Below are 18280 nucleotides of genomic sequence, written 5' to 3'. Positions count from 1 at the left end.
CAATAGCCGCACATTCCACGCCAACAGCCGCGCGCCTCCGGTGCAACGCACAAATCTCGCTTGCAGCAGGGCTTAGGCACGTTTCCCGCTCAATAGCCGCACATTCTACGCCTACAGCCGGAACCCCGCTGCCGTTCTTTTTGCTTCCCTGTAGTGGCCCCAACACTCACCACCATACGCACCTAAAAAAACCGCAGGTGTAGCCAAAAAATGAGGCGATTGTCGCACCGAATGGAAGCGCATACAGTTAAGCTTGCAGGCAAAGAACGATCACTGAGGAGGAATAGTCTCGTGAAAATCGGTTCGAAACCATGCCTTTCGGCTTCCTTATGGGCGCTGCTCGTCGCATTGCTGGCTTGGAACGCTTGGCCATCAGGCGCGCTTGCCGCGGATACGCAGGCGCCGACGGCGCCAGCCAGCCTGACGGCAACCGCTATGTCCGGCTCGCAGATCAACCTCACCTGGTCCGCGTCGTCGGATAACGTTGGCGTCGCCGGTTACGACGTGTACCGCTACGGCACGAAGATCGCGAGCACGACGTCGACCTCGTACAGCAACGCATCGTTGACGGCATCCACTTCTTACAGCTACGCGATTCGGGCGAAGGATGCCGCGGGCAACGTTTCGGCGTTCAGCCCGCCGGCCGCTGCCGTTACGACGCCCGTCCCGGCCGGCGCGACGGTCAAGAAGGGCGTCGGCTCGTCCAAGTACCTGGCGAGCGGCCAAACGCAGGCCGACTTCGCGAAGCTGACCAACCTCGGCGTCGGCTGGACGTACAACTGGTCGATCGACTACCCCGGCACCAATGGTACATCGATCGAGTACGTGCCGCAGATCTGGGGGCCGGGCGCGGTCACGTCGTCCACGCTGACCACGATCGCCCAGGGCAAGGCCGCAGGCAAGTTCAAGGCGCTGCTCGCCTTCAACGAGCCGGATCTGTACGAGCAGGCGAACATGTCGGTCGAGTCCGCCGTGGCGCTCTGGCCTACGTTGATGAACACGGGTCTCCGCCTCGGCAGTCCTGCAGTCGCCATGTCCGCAGAGACGTACGCGTACGGGCAGACCTGGCTTGAGAATTTCATGAGCCAGACGGCGGCCAACGGCTACCATGTCGATTTTATCGCGGTGCACTACTATCCGGACTTCATGCATCCGAACGCGGCAGAAAATCTGCGCATTTCGCTCACGAACCTCTATAACCTGTATCACAAGCCGATCTGGATCACCGAGCTCGGCGCGATCGACGCCGGCCAATTGTCCGCTGCCCCGACGACGGCGGGCGCCCAGAAGTTCATGACCGAGGCCGTAGCGATGCTGGAAAGCCTGCCGTTCGTGGAGCGCTACGCATGGTTCGACGACAATTGCTCGAACGACGCCGGCTGCGCCTACACGACGCTATACGACGCGAGCAACAATCTGACCGCGATCGGCACGACCTACAAGGCGCTGCCCAAGACGCCGCTTTTCCGGTTCGGCTGGACGGCCACCGCCAGCCCGGCGGGCATAGAACCGACTTCCAACATGTTTGACAACAATCCGGCGACCCGCTGGACCACGGGGCAGGCGCAGGCTTCGGGCCAATCCTTTGTCGTCGACATGACGGGCTCACGCACCTTCAGCCGAATCGTCATGGACGCAAACGGCAGCGGCGACTATGCGCGCGGCTACCAGGTGTTCGTCTCGAGCAACGGCACGAGCTGGGGCAGCGCCATCGCCAGCGGCACGGGGACGGGAGCGACGATTACGATCGACTTCGCGCCGGTGACCGCCAGATATGTCAAGATCGTACAAACGGGCACCGCCCCGGCGAATTACTGGTCCGTTCACGAGTTCCACGCTTATAGCTAGATAGAATGACGGAAAAAGGGAGAGTCCCAATGAATCGTAAACCGAATTGGAAAAAACAGGGCGGCGCATGCTTAAGCGCCCTCCTGGCGCTAATCCTGATGCTATCACTAGCTCTCGTCGCGCCGGGGAAACAAGCGGCAGCCGCGCCATCAGCACTGCCTTCGGGCGCGCTTGATCCCGCAGGCTGGAAGATTACGACCACGCTGGACGACGGCGCGCCCGATCTGAACGCCATCTCGGCGGCCTTGTTCGACGGCGATTCAACGACGGCATGGACGAGCGCCAAAAACCAATCGCCATGGGGACTCGTTCTGCAAATCGACATGCAGCGGCAGACCGCGTTCGATTCGATCGCGATCGATACCGGCGATTTTCCGAACTATGGCAGGGAGTACACGATTCAGTCCGATGCCAACTGGTCGGCATCGCTGGCGACAGTGCCGGGCCAATCGGGCGTGACCGTAATCAAGGTGCCACGGACGACGGCCAGGCTGGTCAACGTCTGGCAGACCGGGAGCAACGCTTCGCCGTGGACGGTCGCGGAGGTGCGACTGTACGACAGCGAGAAGGCTTATCCGGGCGAATCCGGTCTCGCAGTCCGATGCGCGGAGCAGTCCTGCGAGCTGAACTGGTCGGCAGCAGCCGGCGCGAGCGCCTACCGCGTGTATCGCGCGGGCGGTCCGACCGATACGTTCGAGCGGATCGGAACCGGCGACGTAACGGCTACAACTTACTCGGATAAAGAGATCGAGCCGGGCCATACCTATTTTTACAAAATATCCGCCATCGTCGGAGGCGCCGAATCCGGCTTGTCGGGCGCGGTGTCGGGCATGCCGGGCGACAGTCCGTTCGGGCCGTACGTGCATGTCTTCGATCCATCCATGGGCGCGGCCGCGATCAACGCGGCAGCCGACGCGATCTTCGCCGAGCAGGAGCGAAGCGAATTCGGCAGCGGGCGGCATGCCATGCTCTTCAAGCCGGGCGTCTATGAAGGCGTCAACGTCAAGGTTGGCTTCTACACGCAGGTATCCGGACTCGGACAGGATCCCGACGACGTCGATATCCGCGGTGCGGTGAACGCGAACGCCGACTGGAACGACGGCAACGCCTTGGTCAACTTCTGGCGGTCCGCCGAGAACTTCAGCGTCACGCCGCCTGCCGGCTCGTCTGCGCAGTGGGCGGTCGCGCAGGCCGCGCCGATGCGCCGCGTGCATGTCAAGGGCCAGCTCGAGCTGTTCGACTTCGACCCGTGGTGGAACGCGGGACTTGCGAGCGGGGGCTTTCTGGCAGACTCCAAAATTGAGGGCATGATCGTGCCGGCGTCACAGCAGCAGTGGTTTTCGCGCAACAACGCATATGGCAGCTGGTCCAACGGCGTCTGGAACATGGTGTTCGTCGGAGACGAGAAGCCGCCGGCAGGCACATTCCCGGCGGACCCGTATACGGTCGTCAACAAGACGCCGGCGATGCGGGAGAAGCCTTATCTTTACATCGACGACGATGGCGCTTATCGGGTGTTCGTTCCGTCGGTATCCAAGGACAGCCAAGGGGTGAGCTGGCAAAACGGTTCGACGCCGGGCACCTCGGTTCCGATCGATCGCTTCTATATCGCGAGCCCGGACGGCTCCGACGCGACCAGCATCAATGCCGCGCTCAGCGTAGGTATGAACGTGCTGTTTACGCCGGGCATCTACCATCTGTCCGATACGATTCGCGTCGAGCGTCCGAACACGATCGTCATGGGGCTCGGCTTCGCGACCTTGATCCCGGCCGACGGTAAAGCCGCGATGACCGTCGCGGACGAAGATGGCATCATCGTCTCCGGCCTGCTGTTCGACGCGGGCGCCGCCGGTTCTCCGGAGCTGCTCCAGGTCGGGCCCGAAGGCGCTAGCCGCGACCACGCGGCAAATCCGATCTCTTTGCACGACCTGTTCTTCCGCGTCGGCGGCGCGCATGCCGGCAAGACGGACGTGAATCTGGTCATTAACAGCGACGACGTCATCGGCGATCACTTCTGGATCTGGCGCGCGGATCACGGCGCGAGCGCCGGGGGATGGCGGACGAACGATTCGATGAACGGGCTTGTCGTGAACGGCGAAGACGTTACCGTTTACGGTTTGTTCAACGAGCACCACAACGCCTACCAGACGCTCTGGAACGGCGAACGCGGACGGCTCTATTTTTACCAATCGGAAATTCCATACGAGGTGCCCGATCAGGCGTCGTGGATGAGCGGCGACGGTAGGGTGAACGGCTACGCTTCCTATAAGGTGGCGGACGGCGTCACGGACCACGAAGCGTGGGGGCTCGGCGTCTACTCCTACTTCAGGGATGCCGTCGTGAAGCTGGACAGCGCGATCGAGGTGCCGGACGTGCAGGGCGTGAAAATCCATCATGCGACGTCCGTACTGTTGGCGGGCAACGGCGAGATTTCTCACGTCGTTAACCATACGGGTACTGCGGCTACGCAGCCGGGTGTCCGTCAGACCGTCGCCGAGTACGCGGGCGGAGACGGCAGCGTCCTCTGGACGGCGCTGAATCGAGAGGGCTGGATCGGATCGGCGTACAAGGATGCCGGCGGGGATACGGCGGCGGCCGGCGCGATCGACGGCAACGCCGGTACGCGCTGGGCGAACCGGGAAGCGCAGCTGCCGTCGGGGGATCAGTGGTTTCAGATCGATATGGGGGCGACTCGCGCCTTCGATCGCGTGAAAATCGAGTCGGGCGGCGATTATGGACGCGGATATCGCATCCAGGTCTCGGACAACGGCACGGACTGGACCGATGTGGCTTCAGGGACCGGCTCGGAGACAATCGATGCGAAATGGGGGCGGCAGACTGCCCGCTACATCCGCGTCGTTCAGACAGGGACGGCTACATCCAACTGGTGGTCAATTAACGAAATTAACGTTTATGTCAGCGGGGCGGCGACAGCCGCGACGAGCGTAGAGGTTGCGCCGGCGACGCTGGCGCTGAAGGAGCGGCATTCTGCAGCGCTGACGGCAACCGTAAATCCGGCGGAAGCCAGCGTCAAGAAGGTAAGCTGGCAATCCAGCGATCCGTCCGTCGCGGCGGTCGACGAAGCGGGACGGGTGACGGCGCTTAAGGCAGGCAGCACGACCATCACTGCGACGGCGACCGACGGCGGCTACACGGCGCAGGCGCAAGTCACGGTCATCGCCGGCGATCCGCTGCCGCAGCCGATGGCCGTCAAGAAAGGCGTCGCTTCGATCAAGTATTTGTCGACCGCCCCCGCCAAGCTGTCAGATGTCGGCGCGGGCTGGACGTACAACTGGTCGGTCGGCTATACGGGCAGCCTGACGAACATGAATTATGTCCCGATGGTATGGGGACCGGGCGCGGCGACGGACGATACGATCGCGAAGCTCAAGGAAGGCAAGACGTCAGGCAGGTTCGACAGCCTCCTTGGCTACAACGAGCCCGAACTGGCGGAGCAGTCCAACACGAGCGTGGCGGATGCGATCAAGCTGTGGCCGCGATTGATGGACACGGGGCTGCGGCTCGGCAGTCCGGCCGTCGCTTATACGTACGACGATGCGTACGCGGCGGGCAAAAGTTGGTTGGACGACTTCATGACGCAGACGGCGGCCAAAGGGTATCCGGTCGACTTCATCGCGCTGCACTTTTATCCGGACTTCACCGATCCGGAAGCGGTCGCCAAGCTGAAAAACACGCTTACGACCCTTCACGACAAGTACGGCAAACCGATCTGGATCACCGAGATTGGCGCCATTCCGTTCGGCACGACGTATCGGACGCCGACCCAGGCGCTCGCGTCGTCGTTCGTCGCGCAACTGCTGCCGATGCTGGAGTCGCTGCTTTTCGTCGAGCGCTATGCCTGGTTCGGGGACAACTGTGCGCACGATCAAGGCTGCGCCTACACGTCGCTGTACGATCTCTCGGATCGACTGACCGCGACTGGGGCAGCGTTCAAGGATCCTTCAAGCGTCCCGCCTCCGGGTCCCGCGGACGTGCGGCTCGACCGCGCGGGGTGGAGCGCGACCGCTTCGTCGACAGCCTTCGGCGCGGCGCCCGAATTCGCCTTCGACGGCGATGCCGGTCGGCAGTGGTCCACCGATGCCGGCCAGGTCGGCGGGGAGTGGTACTTGCTCGATACGGGCAAAACGAACCGCACGAACGGCCTCTGGCTAGACGCGGGCGCGAATGCTACATTTGATTACGCGAGAGGGTACCGGGTCGAGTTGTCAGTCGATGGCGAGCGCTGGACGACCGCCGCCGCCGGAGCAGGCAGCGCGCAGCTGCTCAGGTTGAGCTGGCCCGCGCAAGATGCGCGGTATATCAGGGTGACGCAGACGGGGTACGACGGCTTCTGGAGATGGTCGATCAACGAGCTGAACGTCTACGGTCCAGGTAACGTGCCAACCGACCCGCTCGCGATCGGGAAGCCGGTTGACGGCGCGAATCTGCCGGCAGCACGGCCGGACGTCCCCTATGACTTGACGCTTGCGCTTGAAGTTTCGGGCGGATCCGCTCCTTATACGTGGTCGGTATCCGGACTGCCGGAGGGATTGCGCTTCGACCCTGCGACCGGGAAAATAACAGGTTCCGTTGCGGAGAGGGCAGTAGCCGCAAGTCCGTATACGGTCACGATATCGGCGACGGATTCGAAAGACGTGACGGCATCGGTAACGAACACGCTTGCTGTCGGCCAGGCGCTTGGCATCGGGCAGCCGGCGAGCAAAGATGCAATCCCGGCGGCTAAAGTCGGCGCGGCGTATAGCGTGCAGCTGTCGGCATATGGCGGCACCGTGCCTTATGCCTGGACGGTGACGGGGCTGCCGGGAGGGCTTGCGTTGGATGCGGCTTCGCAGAAAATTAGCGGCGTTCCTTCTTCGGGCACGAATGTCGACAGCCCGTATAATGTCTTGATCCGCGTGACGGATTCCGCCAATATTTCTCGGGAAATGACGGCTTCTCTGAACGTTGTGCCGTCGGATCCGGTCGATCCGGGGGCGGAGGAGCTGAAGATCACCTCGCCGGCTTCCGGCACCGCAATCGTATCGGGCGTTGAAGGCGCCGCATACGATCAAGTGCTGACCCTAACGGCGAAGGGCGGCTTCGGGCCATATGCGTGGAGTATCGGCGGATTGCCGACGGGACTCGCGTTCGATTCCGCGACGCTGCGGGTATCCGGTACGCCGACGAGCAGCGGTACGTTCCCGCTGACGATCACGGCGACGGATGCGGAAGGCCACACGGCAACCTTGGCGGTCAGCTTCACCATCGTCCCGATCAATGTGCCGCCGCCGTACGTCCCGCCGGTGACGACTCCGGTTACGGATTCGAACCAGCCGGATGCCGAAGGCAAGCTGAAGGTGACGGACGCGATGCTGACAGTTGGCGACGCAGGAGCATCCGTGACGCTGCTGGCCGGTACGAGGACGGCGCAGATACCGGCGAGCTTGCTCGGCAAGGCGGAAAGCAGGAGCCTGGAGCTGAAAGCGGGCGACCTGTCGCTCACGCTGCCGGCAGTCGTGCTGAAGCAACTGGCGGGAGCGATTCCGGCGGATCGCCTAGGCGATGCGCAGGTAGAAGTGTCGTTCAAGCCTGTCGATGCGGCTGCGGCTGCGCAGGCGGTTGGTGCTTCCACCGACGCGACCGCCATAAAGCAGGCAGGCGACGTCATCGAGTTCACGTTGACCGTTGTCGTCGGCAATGCGAGCACGGCCGTGACGAGATTTGACGCGCCGATCAAGCTGACGCTCAAAGCGTCTGGTATCGCAAATCCGAAGCTCGGCGGCATCTTCTATCTGGCTGGCAACGGACAGCGCCAGTATGTCGACAGCCAATATGTCGATGGTACCTATGTCGCGCAAATTCAGCACTCTAGCAAGTACGCGGTGCTTGAGGTGAACAAGAGCTTCGCCGACGTGCCGGCTTCGCACTGGGCGAGCGATGTCATCAAGGAGCTGGCGGTCAAGCAAATCGTCGGCGGCACGAGCGAGACGACGTTCGAACCTAGCCGCACGGTCACGCGTGCCGAGTTCACCCAGCTGCTGGCAAGCGTGCTGAAGCTGACGGACGAAGGGACGCAGTCCTTCGCCGACGTATCGGCAAGCGTTTGGTACGCGAAGCCGATCGCGCTGGCGGCGGTAGCCGGCATCGTGACGGGCCGCGGAGACGGCACGTTCGACCCAAGCGGCGCGATCACCCGCCAGGAGATGGCGACGATGATCGTGAAGGCATACCGCTACCTGAACGGCACCGCGGCAGCGACCGGCGCGGGCGCGACCTTCGCCGACGCGGATCGCATTGCCGCCTGGGCGGAGCCGTACGTGGCCGAAGCCTCGTCGCTCGGCCTGCTGTCCGGCCGCGGCGCAAGCCAGTTCGCGCCGCAGGGCGTGACGACCCGCGCCGAAGCGGCGCAGTCGGTGTACAATCTGCTGCAGAAGTAACAGCGCATGGACACCAAGTTCAGAAATGGGCTTGGTGTTTTTTTGTTGTCTCACGAAAACGGAATTAGACACCCCGCCATTTCCTATGGATTTCGCCGCCGGCATCGTTCTAGTGGGACCTAAAAAACTTAGTACTGCTTCCCGCGCGAACTTCCCGATACAATCGAAGAAGTTGGAGAAGGGATGTTTAAAGAGCTGAATTTCTTCTTACTTACTTCAAAACGAAAGGGGGGGGATATCTTGCTTCAGCCAGACGTAGGACAAATGTTTTTTCGCAAGCTAATCGCCGCTTATTATACATCTTGGGCCATTTCCCTATGGTTGTCCTTGCCTAATATCATTTTTGATAGATCCACTGGGAACGCAGCGGGGAGTTATATCCTTTTCTTCATCGTGATTGCTATGTTTGCGGCGCCCGTCATCTTTATCTATGGCATTCTGGTTTCTTCGCTGGTCGAGTTAGCGGCAGTTAAGTTTAAACGCAAAGGCTCGACCGCGGTATTTGTATCTGGTTTGCTTCATGTCTTGTTTGGGCTTTGTTTGGGCTTCGCGATTCGATCTATGCAATTTATCATGATTGGTGGAGTCGCGGCTTTCCTTTTCTTCATTTTTGATGTAAGCATCGTTCGTTACATCCTTAGAATTAAGTTATTGATGCGATTGCTCTCTTTTGCAGCGCCTATTTTCCCGCTAATCCTCATCGTAGGCACGCTCTGCGCGATATCGCCGCAGGAACCGTTGTTTACGGCAAATGCTGCTGTGCAATTCGCCACTTCCGGCAACGGCACCCTTATCGACCGTTTCCCCAAGGAAGAGGGTCAAGTTATAAAGCTGCAAATCGGCGGTTATAACGTGGAGCGGGAAACAAAAGTAGAGAAGACGTCTCGGAAGGCGACTTATAACGTGGTGTTCACGGAACGTTGGCGTAAAGGTGAGGAGATTGGTCAATATCAGATGGTCTACGAAGTCAGTAGAGGAAGCATGGAAGCCAAGAGAAGAACCGGTGCGCAGCCTCCGTATTGGTCGCGGACATGACGTCAACGGGAGAATGCCGGCCGGTCGCGTCTCAGAAACCCGAAAGTCGGAACAGTGTCCCTAAAAGGGCAATCCTGACGGAAGGGGATACCGTTAAAACGCATAGGAAAGTGGGCCGCGCTCTAATTTCAACTCGTCATATTTATACAGCTCGCGACATACCTTCGAGAGGCGAATATCCATCATAAAGGAGAAACGCGAATGGCTCAGTCCGTTATGTACGAGCATCGGTTTTGGCTGTAAATTCTGCTTCTGAGCAGGGCCATACTCGGCAAAATCAAGATCGATTTGACGCCTACTTTTATTAACCATATGGTCAACGAGCTGGAAGAGTACCTGCGCATATTGACCGCCTTGGTCGCCGGGAAGCCCGTGCCCGAATTTAATGCCTTGCATCACGATTTTCTATGGCTGTCCGAAGCGCCCCGAACATGCGGCGGCAATCGCGAGCGATCTGGATGCTTTAGAAAAGCGGTGGATCAAGCGGAGCGGCCAATTCGAAAAACACTTTCAACAGTTGTATATGAAAAGCATTGAAATGGCTGGCTACATGCGGACCAGCCTGAAGGATTTTCCCGCCTTTCGCAGGCTTCACGCAGAGGTCGATCTGGAGATGAAGCTGTTTGTGGCCTTCCTGAACGAGATCGAAGAGATGCAATTCACCGCCGAGATGCTGGACCGGATCAATCCGTTGATGCCGGACCATATGATGCGGGAAGAATGCTATTACTTGACGAAGCTTGCGCAGCTGGGATTGGTTCCGAAACCGGACTGTCAGGCGGATAAGCCTAGAGTCGAAACATAGGCAAGCTAGAGATTGCCGTATGAACATGCAGATCCGAACCGACTTGCCATGCAAAGGCTTATGCGAAACGGTTGTTGTCATAAGAAGCGCCGAAAAACCGCCCGGATCACCGGGCGGTTTTTTAAAGTTTTAGAAGATTCGTTCGGATGAAACGCTAATCGACTTTGATATCGTCTATACTTGGGGAAGCGGCAACTTCTCGCTTAGCGACCTTGATGTACGAGGGCGCGTTAAAACCGGCCCAACACTTTACCGATTGAGGAGCCCCAAAATGCACGCATTGACCATCGGCGCTACGGGCGCCACGGGCGCCGACCTGCTGGAGATTCTGCTTAAGGACGATTCCTTCAAGCGGGTCGATATCTTCGTCAGGCGCGCGCCGGATCTCCGGCATGAAAAGCTGAACGTGCACGTGATCGACTTCGACGCGCCGGAGCGGTGGAGACATCTGGTGAAGGGCGACGTTTTGTTTTCGTGCCTGGGCACGACGATCAAAGCGGCAGGAAGCCAAGAAGCGCAGTGGAAAATCGATTACGATTACCAGTATCGATTTGCTCGAATCGCCCGCGATAACGGGGTCAATAACTACATTCTGGTATCCGCCGGCTTTGCCTCGCCGCATGCCCGATTTTTCTATTCAAGGATGAAAGGACAGTTGGAGGAGGCCGTAAAGGCGTTGGCGTTCGAGAAGCTGACGATCTTCAATCCGCCCATATTGATTCGGAAGAACAGCGATCGGGCGATGGAGGCGGTCGGCACGCAAGCAATCCGGTATCTGAATAAGCTCGGCATGCTCCGCAGTCAAAAGCCGCTTCCGACGGAAGTGCTGGCCCGCGCGATGGCGAATTCCGCAAAACGGAATGAGAACGGCATGGTTGCGCTGGAAGATCAGGCGATCTGGGACGCCGCGCAGGACGAAGCGGAGAAATGGCATCATGAACGATGAAATTCAAATCAAGCGATGGAGATGAAGGGTTCCCATGAGAAAGATCAATTCGTTTGCGGATGCGGAAAGCTTCGCCGGGGAAGGAATAGCGGCGATCTTGAATGCGTCGCTCGTGTCTCCGGAAGCGGGGGGCATCGCATCGGCCGACGATGAGACGGTGAATGAAGCGGGCGTTACCGCCTATGTCCGGGAGGGGCGCGAGACATCGGCGCACTATGTGCTCGACTGCCGTTCCGTCAACGGACAGTCGTATTTGATTTGCATTCATGTAGGAAATGGGCCTTCTGCGCAGCTTTTTACCGAGGATGACTGGCTTTCCTTTGAAGAAGCTTGCGAGGATGAAGCGATTGCGCTGAACGGCAGGCCGGTGTTGGCTTATACCTTTAAAGGGCTGGTGCGCGTGCGTTAACGGGCCTGCGTAGGAATGGGAGGAAGCGTGGGCATGACAGGCTTCGCTATTTTGCTTGGTTTTAATTTGTTGGGAATCGTCGCGGAGCGCGCATTGCATCTGCCGATTCCGGGCAATGTCATCGGCCTGATCCTTTTTTACGGCTGCCTTGTTCCTGCGAATCGTCAAGCTTGAGTGGGTAGAGCGCTCCGCCGAGCTGCTGACGCGGCATATGATGCTTTTCTTCGTGCCCTATATCGTCGGTACGCTCGCCTTTCTGCCGGTGCTGCGGGAGAACGGGCTCGCGATCGCCGTCAGTCTCGTGGGCAGCACGCTGATCGTTATGCTGGTCGCGGGAGGCGTCGCCGCCCGGATCGGCCGCAAGGCGCCGCTGGCGCCCGAATCCGAGCAGGGAAAGGCGAGCGCTAACTTATGAACTTGCGAGAGATCTACGAGCACCCGTTGTTCGGCGTGACGGTTACCGTCGGCGCCTACGTCATCGCCCTGAAGGTGCAGGGCAGGTGGAAATCGATCCATCCGTTGTTCGTCTGCTCTAGCGCGATCATCGCGCTGCTGCTGCTCCTTGATATTCCCTATGACAGCTATCGGACGGGCGGCGATCTGATCACCTTTTTCCTGGGGCCGGCGACCGTAGCGCTCGGCGTGCCGCTCTATAAGCAGCGGCAGTTTCTTCGGCGTTACTTCGCCGCGATCCTATCCGGCGTCACGATGGGATCGGTGAGCGGCATCGCCGGCGCGGCGCTGCTCGTCTGGCTGATGGGCGGGACGCGGGAACTTATGGCGACCATGATGCCGAAGTCCGTCTCCAGCGCGATCTCGGTGGAGATCGCCCGTCAGGCGGGCGGCATTCCCGAGCTCGCCGCCGTGCTGACGGTCCTGACCGGGCTGCTCGGCAGCATGGTCGGCCCGGCGCTGCTGCGCCGGCTAGGCATCTCCGGCGATATGCCGATCGGCGTCGCCATCGGCACCTCCTCCCACGGCATCGGCACTGGCCGCGTGATCCGGGATTCCGAACTGCAGGGCAGCGTCAGCGGCGTGTCCATGGCGTTGGCGGGCATCGTTACGTCGCTGCTGTTTATTCCTTTGTATAGCTGGTTTAACTAGCCCGACCGCGCGACGCGGAACCCGCAGTTGCCGCCGGAGCTGTCCGGCGTGTTCGAGCTGCGCGCGGCGACACGGTACCGGTTGCAGTAAGACCGGTGGCACAAATAAGAACCGCCGCGCATCGACCGTTTGCCCGTCGGCTGGTCGAATCTTGGATTAGAAGCGGCGGTAACCGCATGGTAGGCGGGCGTGAACCAGTCCGCGCACCATTCCCACACGTTGCCTGCCATGTTGTAGAGGCCGTAGCCGTTGGGGGCGTAGGCATCAACGGGCGCGGTGCCCGCGTAGCCGTCGCTCTTGCTGTTTTTCACCGGAAACTTGCCCTGCCAGATGTTGCAGCGATGCTCGCCGCCCTCCTTCAGCAGATCCCCCCCAAGGATAGGTCTTGCGCGCAAGGCCGCCTCTGGCGGCATACTCCCACTCGGCCTCGGTCGGCAGCCGTCCGCCGGCCCATTCGCAGTAGGCGGCTGCGTCGTGCCAGGTGACGTGGACGACCGGATGGTCCATCCGGTCCCGGATGCCGGAGTCCGGCCCTTCGGGCTTGTCCCAGCTGGCCCCGTTCACGACATACCACCAGGGCGTCGATTGCGGCACGTTGCTCACGGTTTGCTTGACGGCTTCGGAGACGAACAAGTGGAACACGTACGACCAGCCGAATCGCTCCGCCTCGGTGACGTACCCGGTCGCTTGAACGAACGCTTTGAATTGGGCGTTGGTTACCGCATGGGCCGACAAATAAAAGCCGTCGATCCGAACGGGGCGCGGCGGGCCTTCGCCGTCCGCGGGAAATCCGTCGGCCGCGTCCGTACCCATGACGAACTCGCCGCCCGGGATCCGGATCATTTGCGCCTCAAGCTCGGGACCGGGGCAGGCTCCGAGGCTTGGAGGAGCGATCGCTTCAAGTGGCGGTACGACGGCTCCCGCCATGTCCGCTTGCGCGGACGATCTGCGTGCGGCGCAGCAAGGACTGACTTGCTCTTCCAAGTGGGTTCGCTCCATTCGCTAGGGATTGAAGAGTGCTCCAAAAAGCCGGCTAGCCGTAAAGCGCGATGCCGACCAGGCCGGACAACAGGATAACGACGAACGGATGCTTGTGCAAATAGATCAGCGAGAACAACGAGCCGGCGAAAATGGCGATCTGGCACCAGGTCCGCCAGTCGGGCGTTCCCGTCCACAACAGGCCGGCATGCCGCGCGAACGATACGGCCGCGTACGCGATCAATCCGACGACGACGGCTCGCAAGCCGTAAAATGCCGCCGCCACCCGAGGATGATCGCGATAGCGGAAGAACAGCTTGCCTGCCGCAAGAATCAGCGCGAACGAAGGCAGCACGACCGCCAGCGCCGCCAAAGCGGCTCCGAGCCAGCCGGCCTGTTGATAGCCGACCGCGACCGCGATGTTGGTGGCGATCGGGCCGGGCGACATGCCCGCGACGGCCACGATGTCCGCGAGCTGTCCGGCCTCCATCCAATGGTAGCGGTTCAGGATCTCTTCCTGAATGAGCGGGATTATCGCGTAGCCGCCGCCGAAGGAGACGAGCCCGACGAGGAGGAACATGGCGAACAGATGGATCAGCATGTTGAGTACCTCATTTGCTCAGATTATATCATGTAATCGAAGACCGGCTCCTTTTCCTTGATTTTCGGGCCTTTGCCCTTCTTCCCGCGGAATTGTACCCAGAGGATGCCGGCGGTCGCGCCCAGCGCGACGACCCATAGCGGATGGATGCCGGTGAAAAGCAGGAGCGCGGCAACTGCGGCCAACGCGCCGGAGGCGAAGTCCGCAATCGAAGATCGGGCGACCTTGATCGCCGCGAAGGCGATGAGCGCGGCGACCGTGGCGCGTATGGCGGTGAAGGCGGCTTCGATTTTGGGATTGTCCTTGAACTGAACGTAGAAGATCGACAAGACGATCATGAGCGCGAAGGTCGGCAGGAAAATGCCGAGCAGCGCCGCAATCGCGCCGGACACGCCGCCGATCCGGTAGCCGATGAAGGACGCCGAATTGACGGCGACCGCGCCGGGCACGGTGCCGGATACCGCGAATAGATCGGCGATTTCCTCTACTTGCAGCCAGCGTTTCTTTTCGACGACCTCGCGTTCGATCGCCGGGATCAGCGCGTATCCGCCGCCGAACGTAAAGGGGCTCATTTTCAGAAATACGAGGAAGAGCGAGAGATGGAGCTTTCTTCTATCGTTCATGGCAAAGCCTCCCGTCTCCATCAGTATAGCATCTTTATTCCAAAATGGTATTAAGTATTCGGAATTTGGGTCATAATAACTTTTTTGTATAGGATATTAAGCAAAACTTAAATTCACTTTGGCATTAATCCGAGTGGAAGACAGGGTATAGATCGCCCCAGGGCGTTTCGCTATAATAATAAGAATGATTGCAGCCGAACGAACAAGCGAGCGAGGAAGTGCCTAGTCCATGAACCGCGCGAATCGAGTGCCTACGTCCAAGGAATTAATATACCGTCAAATCGCCGAGCAGGGCTTCGCTTCCAAGGCCGAGCTGCTGGATCGGTTCCGGATTCCGAGCAGCACGCTTACGCGCACGCTCGAAGAGATGACCGCGGACCGGCTGATCCAGGCTTCGGGCCTCGGCCCGTCCAGCGGCGGCAGAAGGCCGATCGTGTACGAGACGAATCCGGCTTTCGGGTACTTTTTCGGCCTCGAGATTTCCCGGTCCCACGCCTCGCTCGGCTTCTTCGACGTCCGCATGAATCCGATGTCGTTCACCCGCTGGCGCATGGACGAAGCGATGACGCCGGACAAGCTGATCGCGCATGTCGGCGCGAGCATCAAGGCCATTTTGTTCGACCACAAGATCGAACCCGGCCAAGTGAAAGGATTGGGCATCGGCGCCGTCGGTCCGCTGGATCGAGAGCGGGGCGTCGTGCTTCGGCCGCTCCACTTCGCGGCGCCGGGCTGGCAGGATGTCCCGCTCTGCGCCATGGCCGAGGAGGCGACCGGCTTCAAGGCGCGCCTCGAGAACGGCGCGAACGCGGCGCTCATGGGCGAACGATGGGCGCTGCGGCGTTCCAATCCCCAGCATATGCTGTACGTGCATGCGGGGATCGGGCTGCGGTCCGCCATGATGTCGAACGGCGGGATCGTCCACGGCTCGATCGACTTGGAGGGCGCCGTCGGACAAATGATCATTCAGGCGGACGGCACGCGGCTGCACGAGGGCGGCAACTTCGGCGCGTTGGAGGCTTACGCCTCCATACAGGCGTTGGAAAAGCAGGCGCAATCGCAGGCCAAGCTGGGGCGCGGCGGCTGGACGGAGCAGCTGCGTCTCGCGCCGGATCAGATCCGCTACGAGGATCTGCTGCAGGCGCTGAGACAGGGACATCCGCCCGCGGTCGAGCTGTTCGACGGCGCGGCAGCCTACCTCGGCATCGGCCTCGCCAACATGATCAATATGTTCCATCCGGAGACCGTCATCTTGGGCGGATCGCTTATCTACTCGGACGAGCGATTCTATCGGACGGCCATCGAGACCGCGCGCCAGAACGTGTACTACTACCCGGCGTACCAGCCCGTCTTCACCAAAGGCGAGCTCCGCGAAGACGCCGTCGCCACCGGCGCCGCGCTCATGATGTGGAGGAGCATGGAGGTTTAAAGTGCGCAACAAAAAACCGCGAGAACGGCCGGGGCGTTTCCCCTGCGCGTTTTCGCGGTCTTTTCTTTTACCCAAGCGGTCTCGAACTCGTCGATCCGACCGCCGTCAGCGGCGAAGGCGTCCGAAAAAGGTCCGCAGGTCGCCGGCGAGCGCTTCCGGTTGATCGTAAGCGGCAAAGTGAGTGCCCCGCTCGAATTCCGACCAGTGAACGATATTCGTGTTGTCCCGCTCGGCGAACCTTCGGATGGACTTGAAGTCGTCGCCGAATACGGCGATTCCGGTAGGCATCCCGTTCGGGCCCGCTGCCGAAGCTTCCGTATCGTGCGCGTTCTCGTAATAGAGCCGCGTCGACGATTCGGCCGTATTCGTCAGCCAATAGATCGACGTGTTCGTTAGCAGCGCATCGCGATCGATCGCATCGACGTGGTCGCCGAACCCGTTGAACATTTCCGCGATCCAGCTTAGCTGGCCAGCCGGGGAATCGGTCAGTCCGTAGGAAAGCGTCTGCGGACGCGTGGATTGGATGGCGTTGAAGCCGGCCCTTTCGTGGAAGTTCGCCAGGAACTGAAGCCGCCTTCCGTCCTCCTCGGTGAGATCCGCCATCTCCGCGGGATCGCCGGACGGGAACGAGAACAGCTGGAGCACATGGAGGCCGATCAGTCCTTCCGGCTGCTGAAGGCCCATTTCCCGGGATACGAGCGCGCCGCAGTCGCTTCCGTGCACGCCGTACCGGTCATACCCGAGGCGACGCATCAGCTCCGCCCAAGCCTTGGCGATTCGCGCGATGTTCCAACCCGAATCCAATGTCGACCCGGAAAAACCGAATCCTGGCACGGAGGGGATGACGAGATGGAAGGCGTCCGCAGGATCGCCGCCGTGGCTGCGGGGATCGCTGAGCGGCCCGATGACGTTCAGGAACTCCGCGATCGAACTGGGCCATGCGTGGGTCAGCAGGAGCGGGAGCGCGTCCGGCTCGGGCGAGCGAACGTGAAGGAAGTGAACGTTCGCGCCTTGGATCTCCGTCGTGAACTGCGGGTACGCGTTCAAGCGCGCTTCTTGCTTGCGCCAGTCGAAGCCGTTCTGCCAGTAATTGGCTAACCCCTTGACGTAATCGAGCGATACGCCGTATTTCCATCCGGCGCCGTTCAGCGCGTTCGGCCAGCGAGTCCGAGACAGCCGGTAAGCCAGGTCGTCAAGGTCGGCTTGCGGGATTTCTACGCGGAAAGGCCGTATGTCTGCTTGGGCTGCGCTGCGATTGAGTTGGTCTTGTTTCATTTCATTGCCTCCTCAGGATTTCTTCCGTTTCGCTATCAACCTTACGTAGTTCATGATAACGCAGCGTTTCTGACAACAGATTGTCAGGAAGAAACGGCGGTTCCCGAAAACAAATAAAGCCCGCTCTCCGGAAATTCCGGGAAGCGGGCTTTCGCGCATCATGAGGGGTAATGGATGAGCGTAATATAGGTAGTGACCTGGCCGGTGTTGTTCCGGTACGCATGAGGCTGGTCCGCCGGGAAGCGCACGGCGTTGCCCGCGGCGACCGCGTACGTCTCGCCGCCGACCTCGACGTCGAGCGAGCCGTCCGTCACGACGATGTACTCCTCGACCGCCTCGTTGTGCGGCTCCGATTCATGGCTGCAGCCGGGATCCATGCTTACCGCGTACATTTCGAAGCCTTTGCGCTGGTCGAAGGGGAACATCGGAAATGCGCGATAGGCGCCGTCCTCCTCCAAAAACGGCTCGATCTCGGCCATGTCGACGAACGTGACTTCCGCCTTTGCCTCCTCGATTAGCGACGTAAATGAAATCTTTAGTCCGTTGACGATTTTCCACAGCACGGAGATCGTCGGATTGGAGTCGCCCCGCTCGATCTGGCCGATCATCGCTTTGCTGACGCCCGTCAGCTCGGCCGCCTGGTCAAGGCTGAGGCCGCGCGATTTGCGCACGGCTTGCAGGTTTTTGCCGACCTTTTTTATGAATCGCGTCCATGATATCCACCTAAGTCCGTTTATTTTCTCTCCATTATACCGAACCTTGGACGAATATAAACCCGTACAATTCGATTGTG

16 protein-coding genes and 1 pseudogene are annotated in these 18280 nt (G+C 60.4%); 11 read left to right on the top strand and 6 right to left on the bottom strand.

Going from position 1 to position 18280, the window contains the following annotated elements; all coding sequences use genetic code 11:
• The first annotated feature begins 291 nt into the window (after window positions 1–291).
• The 3 genes from OMP38_RS09525 to OMP38_RS09515 all read left to right on the top strand — a co-directional run bounded on the left by OMP38_RS09525 (window position 292) and on the right by OMP38_RS09515 (window position 9320).
• Window positions 292–1848, top strand: a complete 1557-nt coding sequence (locus OMP38_RS09525) for a glycosyl hydrolase (protein WP_277564862.1) — start codon at window positions 292–294, stop codon at window positions 1846–1848.
• 98 nt (window positions 1849–1946) lie between these two features.
• Window positions 1947–8285: a glycosyl hydrolase gene (locus tag OMP38_RS09520; RefSeq protein ID WP_277564861.1), complete on the top strand. Its 6339-nt coding sequence runs from the start codon at window positions 1947–1949 to the stop codon at window positions 8283–8285.
• Window positions 8286–8468: 183 nt separating this feature from the next.
• Complete coding sequence (locus OMP38_RS09515) at window positions 8469–9320, top strand: hypothetical protein (protein WP_277564860.1); 852 nt, start codon at window positions 8469–8471, stop codon at window positions 9318–9320.
• A gap of 93 nt (window positions 9321–9413) precedes the next feature.
• Here the strand turns inward: OMP38_RS09515 and OMP38_RS09510 are convergent, their stop codons facing one another.
• The gene (locus OMP38_RS09510; RefSeq protein WP_277564859.1) at window positions 9414–9719 is read right to left on the bottom strand and encodes a hypothetical protein; all 306 of its coding nucleotides are present in this window, start codon (window positions 9717–9719) and stop codon (window positions 9414–9416) included.
• Between OMP38_RS09510 and OMP38_RS36615 the strand changes: the two genes are divergently transcribed.
• The 7 genes from OMP38_RS36615 (at window position 9609) to OMP38_RS09480 (ending at window position 12584) form a co-directional block, all read left to right on the top strand.
• Window positions 9609–9857, top strand: coding sequence for a hypothetical protein (locus OMP38_RS36615; protein WP_477100069.1), 249 nt, complete (start codon window positions 9609–9611; stop codon window positions 9855–9857). The genes OMP38_RS09510 and OMP38_RS36615 overlap by 111 nt on opposite strands.
• Window positions 9763–10125, top strand: coding sequence for a DUF2935 domain-containing protein (locus OMP38_RS09505; protein WP_477100071.1), 363 nt, complete (start codon window positions 9763–9765; stop codon window positions 10123–10125). Before OMP38_RS36615 ends, OMP38_RS09505 begins: the two co-directional genes overlap by 95 nt.
• 271 nt (window positions 10126–10396) lie before the next feature.
• On the top strand, window positions 10397–11071 hold the full coding sequence (locus OMP38_RS09500; protein WP_277564857.1) for an NAD(P)H-binding protein: 675 nt from the start codon (window positions 10397–10399) through the stop codon (window positions 11069–11071).
• A gap of 97 nt (window positions 11072–11168) precedes the next feature.
• On the top strand, window positions 11169–11480 hold the full coding sequence (locus OMP38_RS09495; RefSeq protein ID WP_277564856.1) for a hypothetical protein: 312 nt from the start codon (window positions 11169–11171) through the stop codon (window positions 11478–11480).
• Window positions 11481–11507: 27 nt separating this feature from the next.
• Window positions 11508–11654 carry a hypothetical protein gene (locus OMP38_RS09490; RefSeq protein ID WP_277564855.1) on the top strand — a complete coding sequence of 49 codons (147 nt, stop codon included), beginning with the start codon at window positions 11508–11510 and terminating at the stop codon, window positions 11652–11654.
• Window positions 11629–11895: a CidA/LrgA family protein gene (locus OMP38_RS09485; protein ID WP_277564854.1), complete on the top strand. Its 267-nt coding sequence runs from the start codon at window positions 11629–11631 to the stop codon at window positions 11893–11895. The genes OMP38_RS09490 and OMP38_RS09485 overlap by 26 nt, the downstream gene beginning before the upstream one ends.
• Window positions 11892–12584: an LrgB family protein gene (locus OMP38_RS09480; protein ID WP_277564853.1), complete on the top strand. Its 693-nt coding sequence runs from the start codon at window positions 11892–11894 to the stop codon at window positions 12582–12584. The genes OMP38_RS09485 and OMP38_RS09480 overlap by 4 nt, the downstream gene beginning before the upstream one ends.
• Here OMP38_RS09480 and OMP38_RS09475 read toward each other — a convergent pair.
• The 3 genes and pseudogenes from OMP38_RS09475 to OMP38_RS09465 form a co-directional block, all read right to left on the bottom strand.
• Window positions 12581–13427: pseudogene (locus tag OMP38_RS09475) on the bottom strand (formylglycine-generating enzyme family protein). The gene OMP38_RS09480 and the pseudogene OMP38_RS09475 sit on opposite strands and share 4 nt — an antisense overlap.
• A gap of 190 nt (window positions 13428–13617) precedes the next feature.
• A complete protein-coding gene (locus OMP38_RS09470) occupies window positions 13618–14163 on the bottom strand; it encodes a chromate transporter (RefSeq protein ID WP_277564852.1) in 546 nt (181 codons plus the stop codon).
• Window positions 14164–14186: 23 nt separating this feature from the next.
• Window positions 14187–14786 (bottom strand): chromate transporter, encoded by a 600-nt coding sequence (locus OMP38_RS09465; RefSeq protein ID WP_277564851.1) that lies wholly within the window; start codon window positions 14784–14786, stop codon window positions 14187–14189.
• Between the two features lie 229 nt (window positions 14787–15015).
• Between OMP38_RS09465 and OMP38_RS09460 the strand changes: the two genes are divergently transcribed.
• Window positions 15016–16212, top strand: a complete 1197-nt coding sequence (locus OMP38_RS09460; RefSeq protein ID WP_277564850.1) for an ROK family protein — start codon at window positions 15016–15018, stop codon at window positions 16210–16212.
• 105 nt (window positions 16213–16317) lie between these two features.
• Here OMP38_RS09460 and OMP38_RS09455 read toward each other — a convergent pair whose 3' ends face one another.
• Both OMP38_RS09455 and OMP38_RS09450 read right to left on the bottom strand, forming a co-directional pair.
• Window positions 16318–17487, bottom strand: a complete 1170-nt coding sequence (locus tag OMP38_RS09455; protein WP_277564849.1) for an epoxide hydrolase family protein — start codon at window positions 17485–17487, stop codon at window positions 16318–16320.
• A 158-nt stretch (window positions 17488–17645) separates the two neighbouring features.
• Entirely contained in the window at window positions 17646–18188 is a 543-nt protein-coding gene (locus tag OMP38_RS09450; protein WP_277565217.1) for a helix-turn-helix domain-containing protein, read from the bottom strand.
• Window positions 18189–18280: the final 92 nt, after the last annotated feature.

Source organism: Cohnella ginsengisoli (genome assembly GCF_029525555.1).
Classification (GTDB): Bacteria; Bacillota; Bacilli; order Paenibacillales; family Paenibacillaceae; genus Cohnella; species Cohnella ginsengisoli.
This window is presented reverse-complemented; position numbering and strand designations above follow the sequence as displayed.

Excerpts from the sequence above, each read along its gene's own strand:
- OMP38_RS09520 (WP_277564861.1), top strand. The coding sequence starts at position 1,947 with ATGCTATCACTAGCTCTCGTCGCGCCGGGGAAACAAGCGGCAGCCGCG.
- OMP38_RS09460 (WP_277564850.1), top strand. The coding sequence starts at position 15,016 with ATGAACCGCGCGAATCGAGTGCCTACGTCCAAGGAATTAATATACCGT.
- OMP38_RS09515 (WP_277564860.1), top strand. The coding sequence starts at position 8,469 with ATGTTTAAAGAGCTGAATTTCTTCTTACTTACTTCAAAACGAAAGGGG.
- OMP38_RS09465 (WP_277564851.1), bottom strand. The coding sequence starts at position 14,786 with ATGAACGATAGAAGAAAGCTCCATCTCTCGCTCTTCCTCGTATTTCTG.
- OMP38_RS09455 (WP_277564849.1), bottom strand. The coding sequence starts at position 17,487 with ATGAAACAAGACCAACTCAATCGCAGCGCAGCCCAAGCAGACATACGG.
- OMP38_RS09480 (WP_277564853.1), top strand. The coding sequence starts at position 11,892 with ATGAACTTGCGAGAGATCTACGAGCACCCGTTGTTCGGCGTGACGGTT.
- OMP38_RS09470 (WP_277564852.1), bottom strand. The coding sequence starts at position 14,163 with ATGCTGATCCATCTGTTCGCCATGTTCCTCCTCGTCGGGCTCGTCTCC.
- OMP38_RS09500 (WP_277564857.1), top strand. The coding sequence starts at position 10,397 with ATGCACGCATTGACCATCGGCGCTACGGGCGCCACGGGCGCCGACCTG.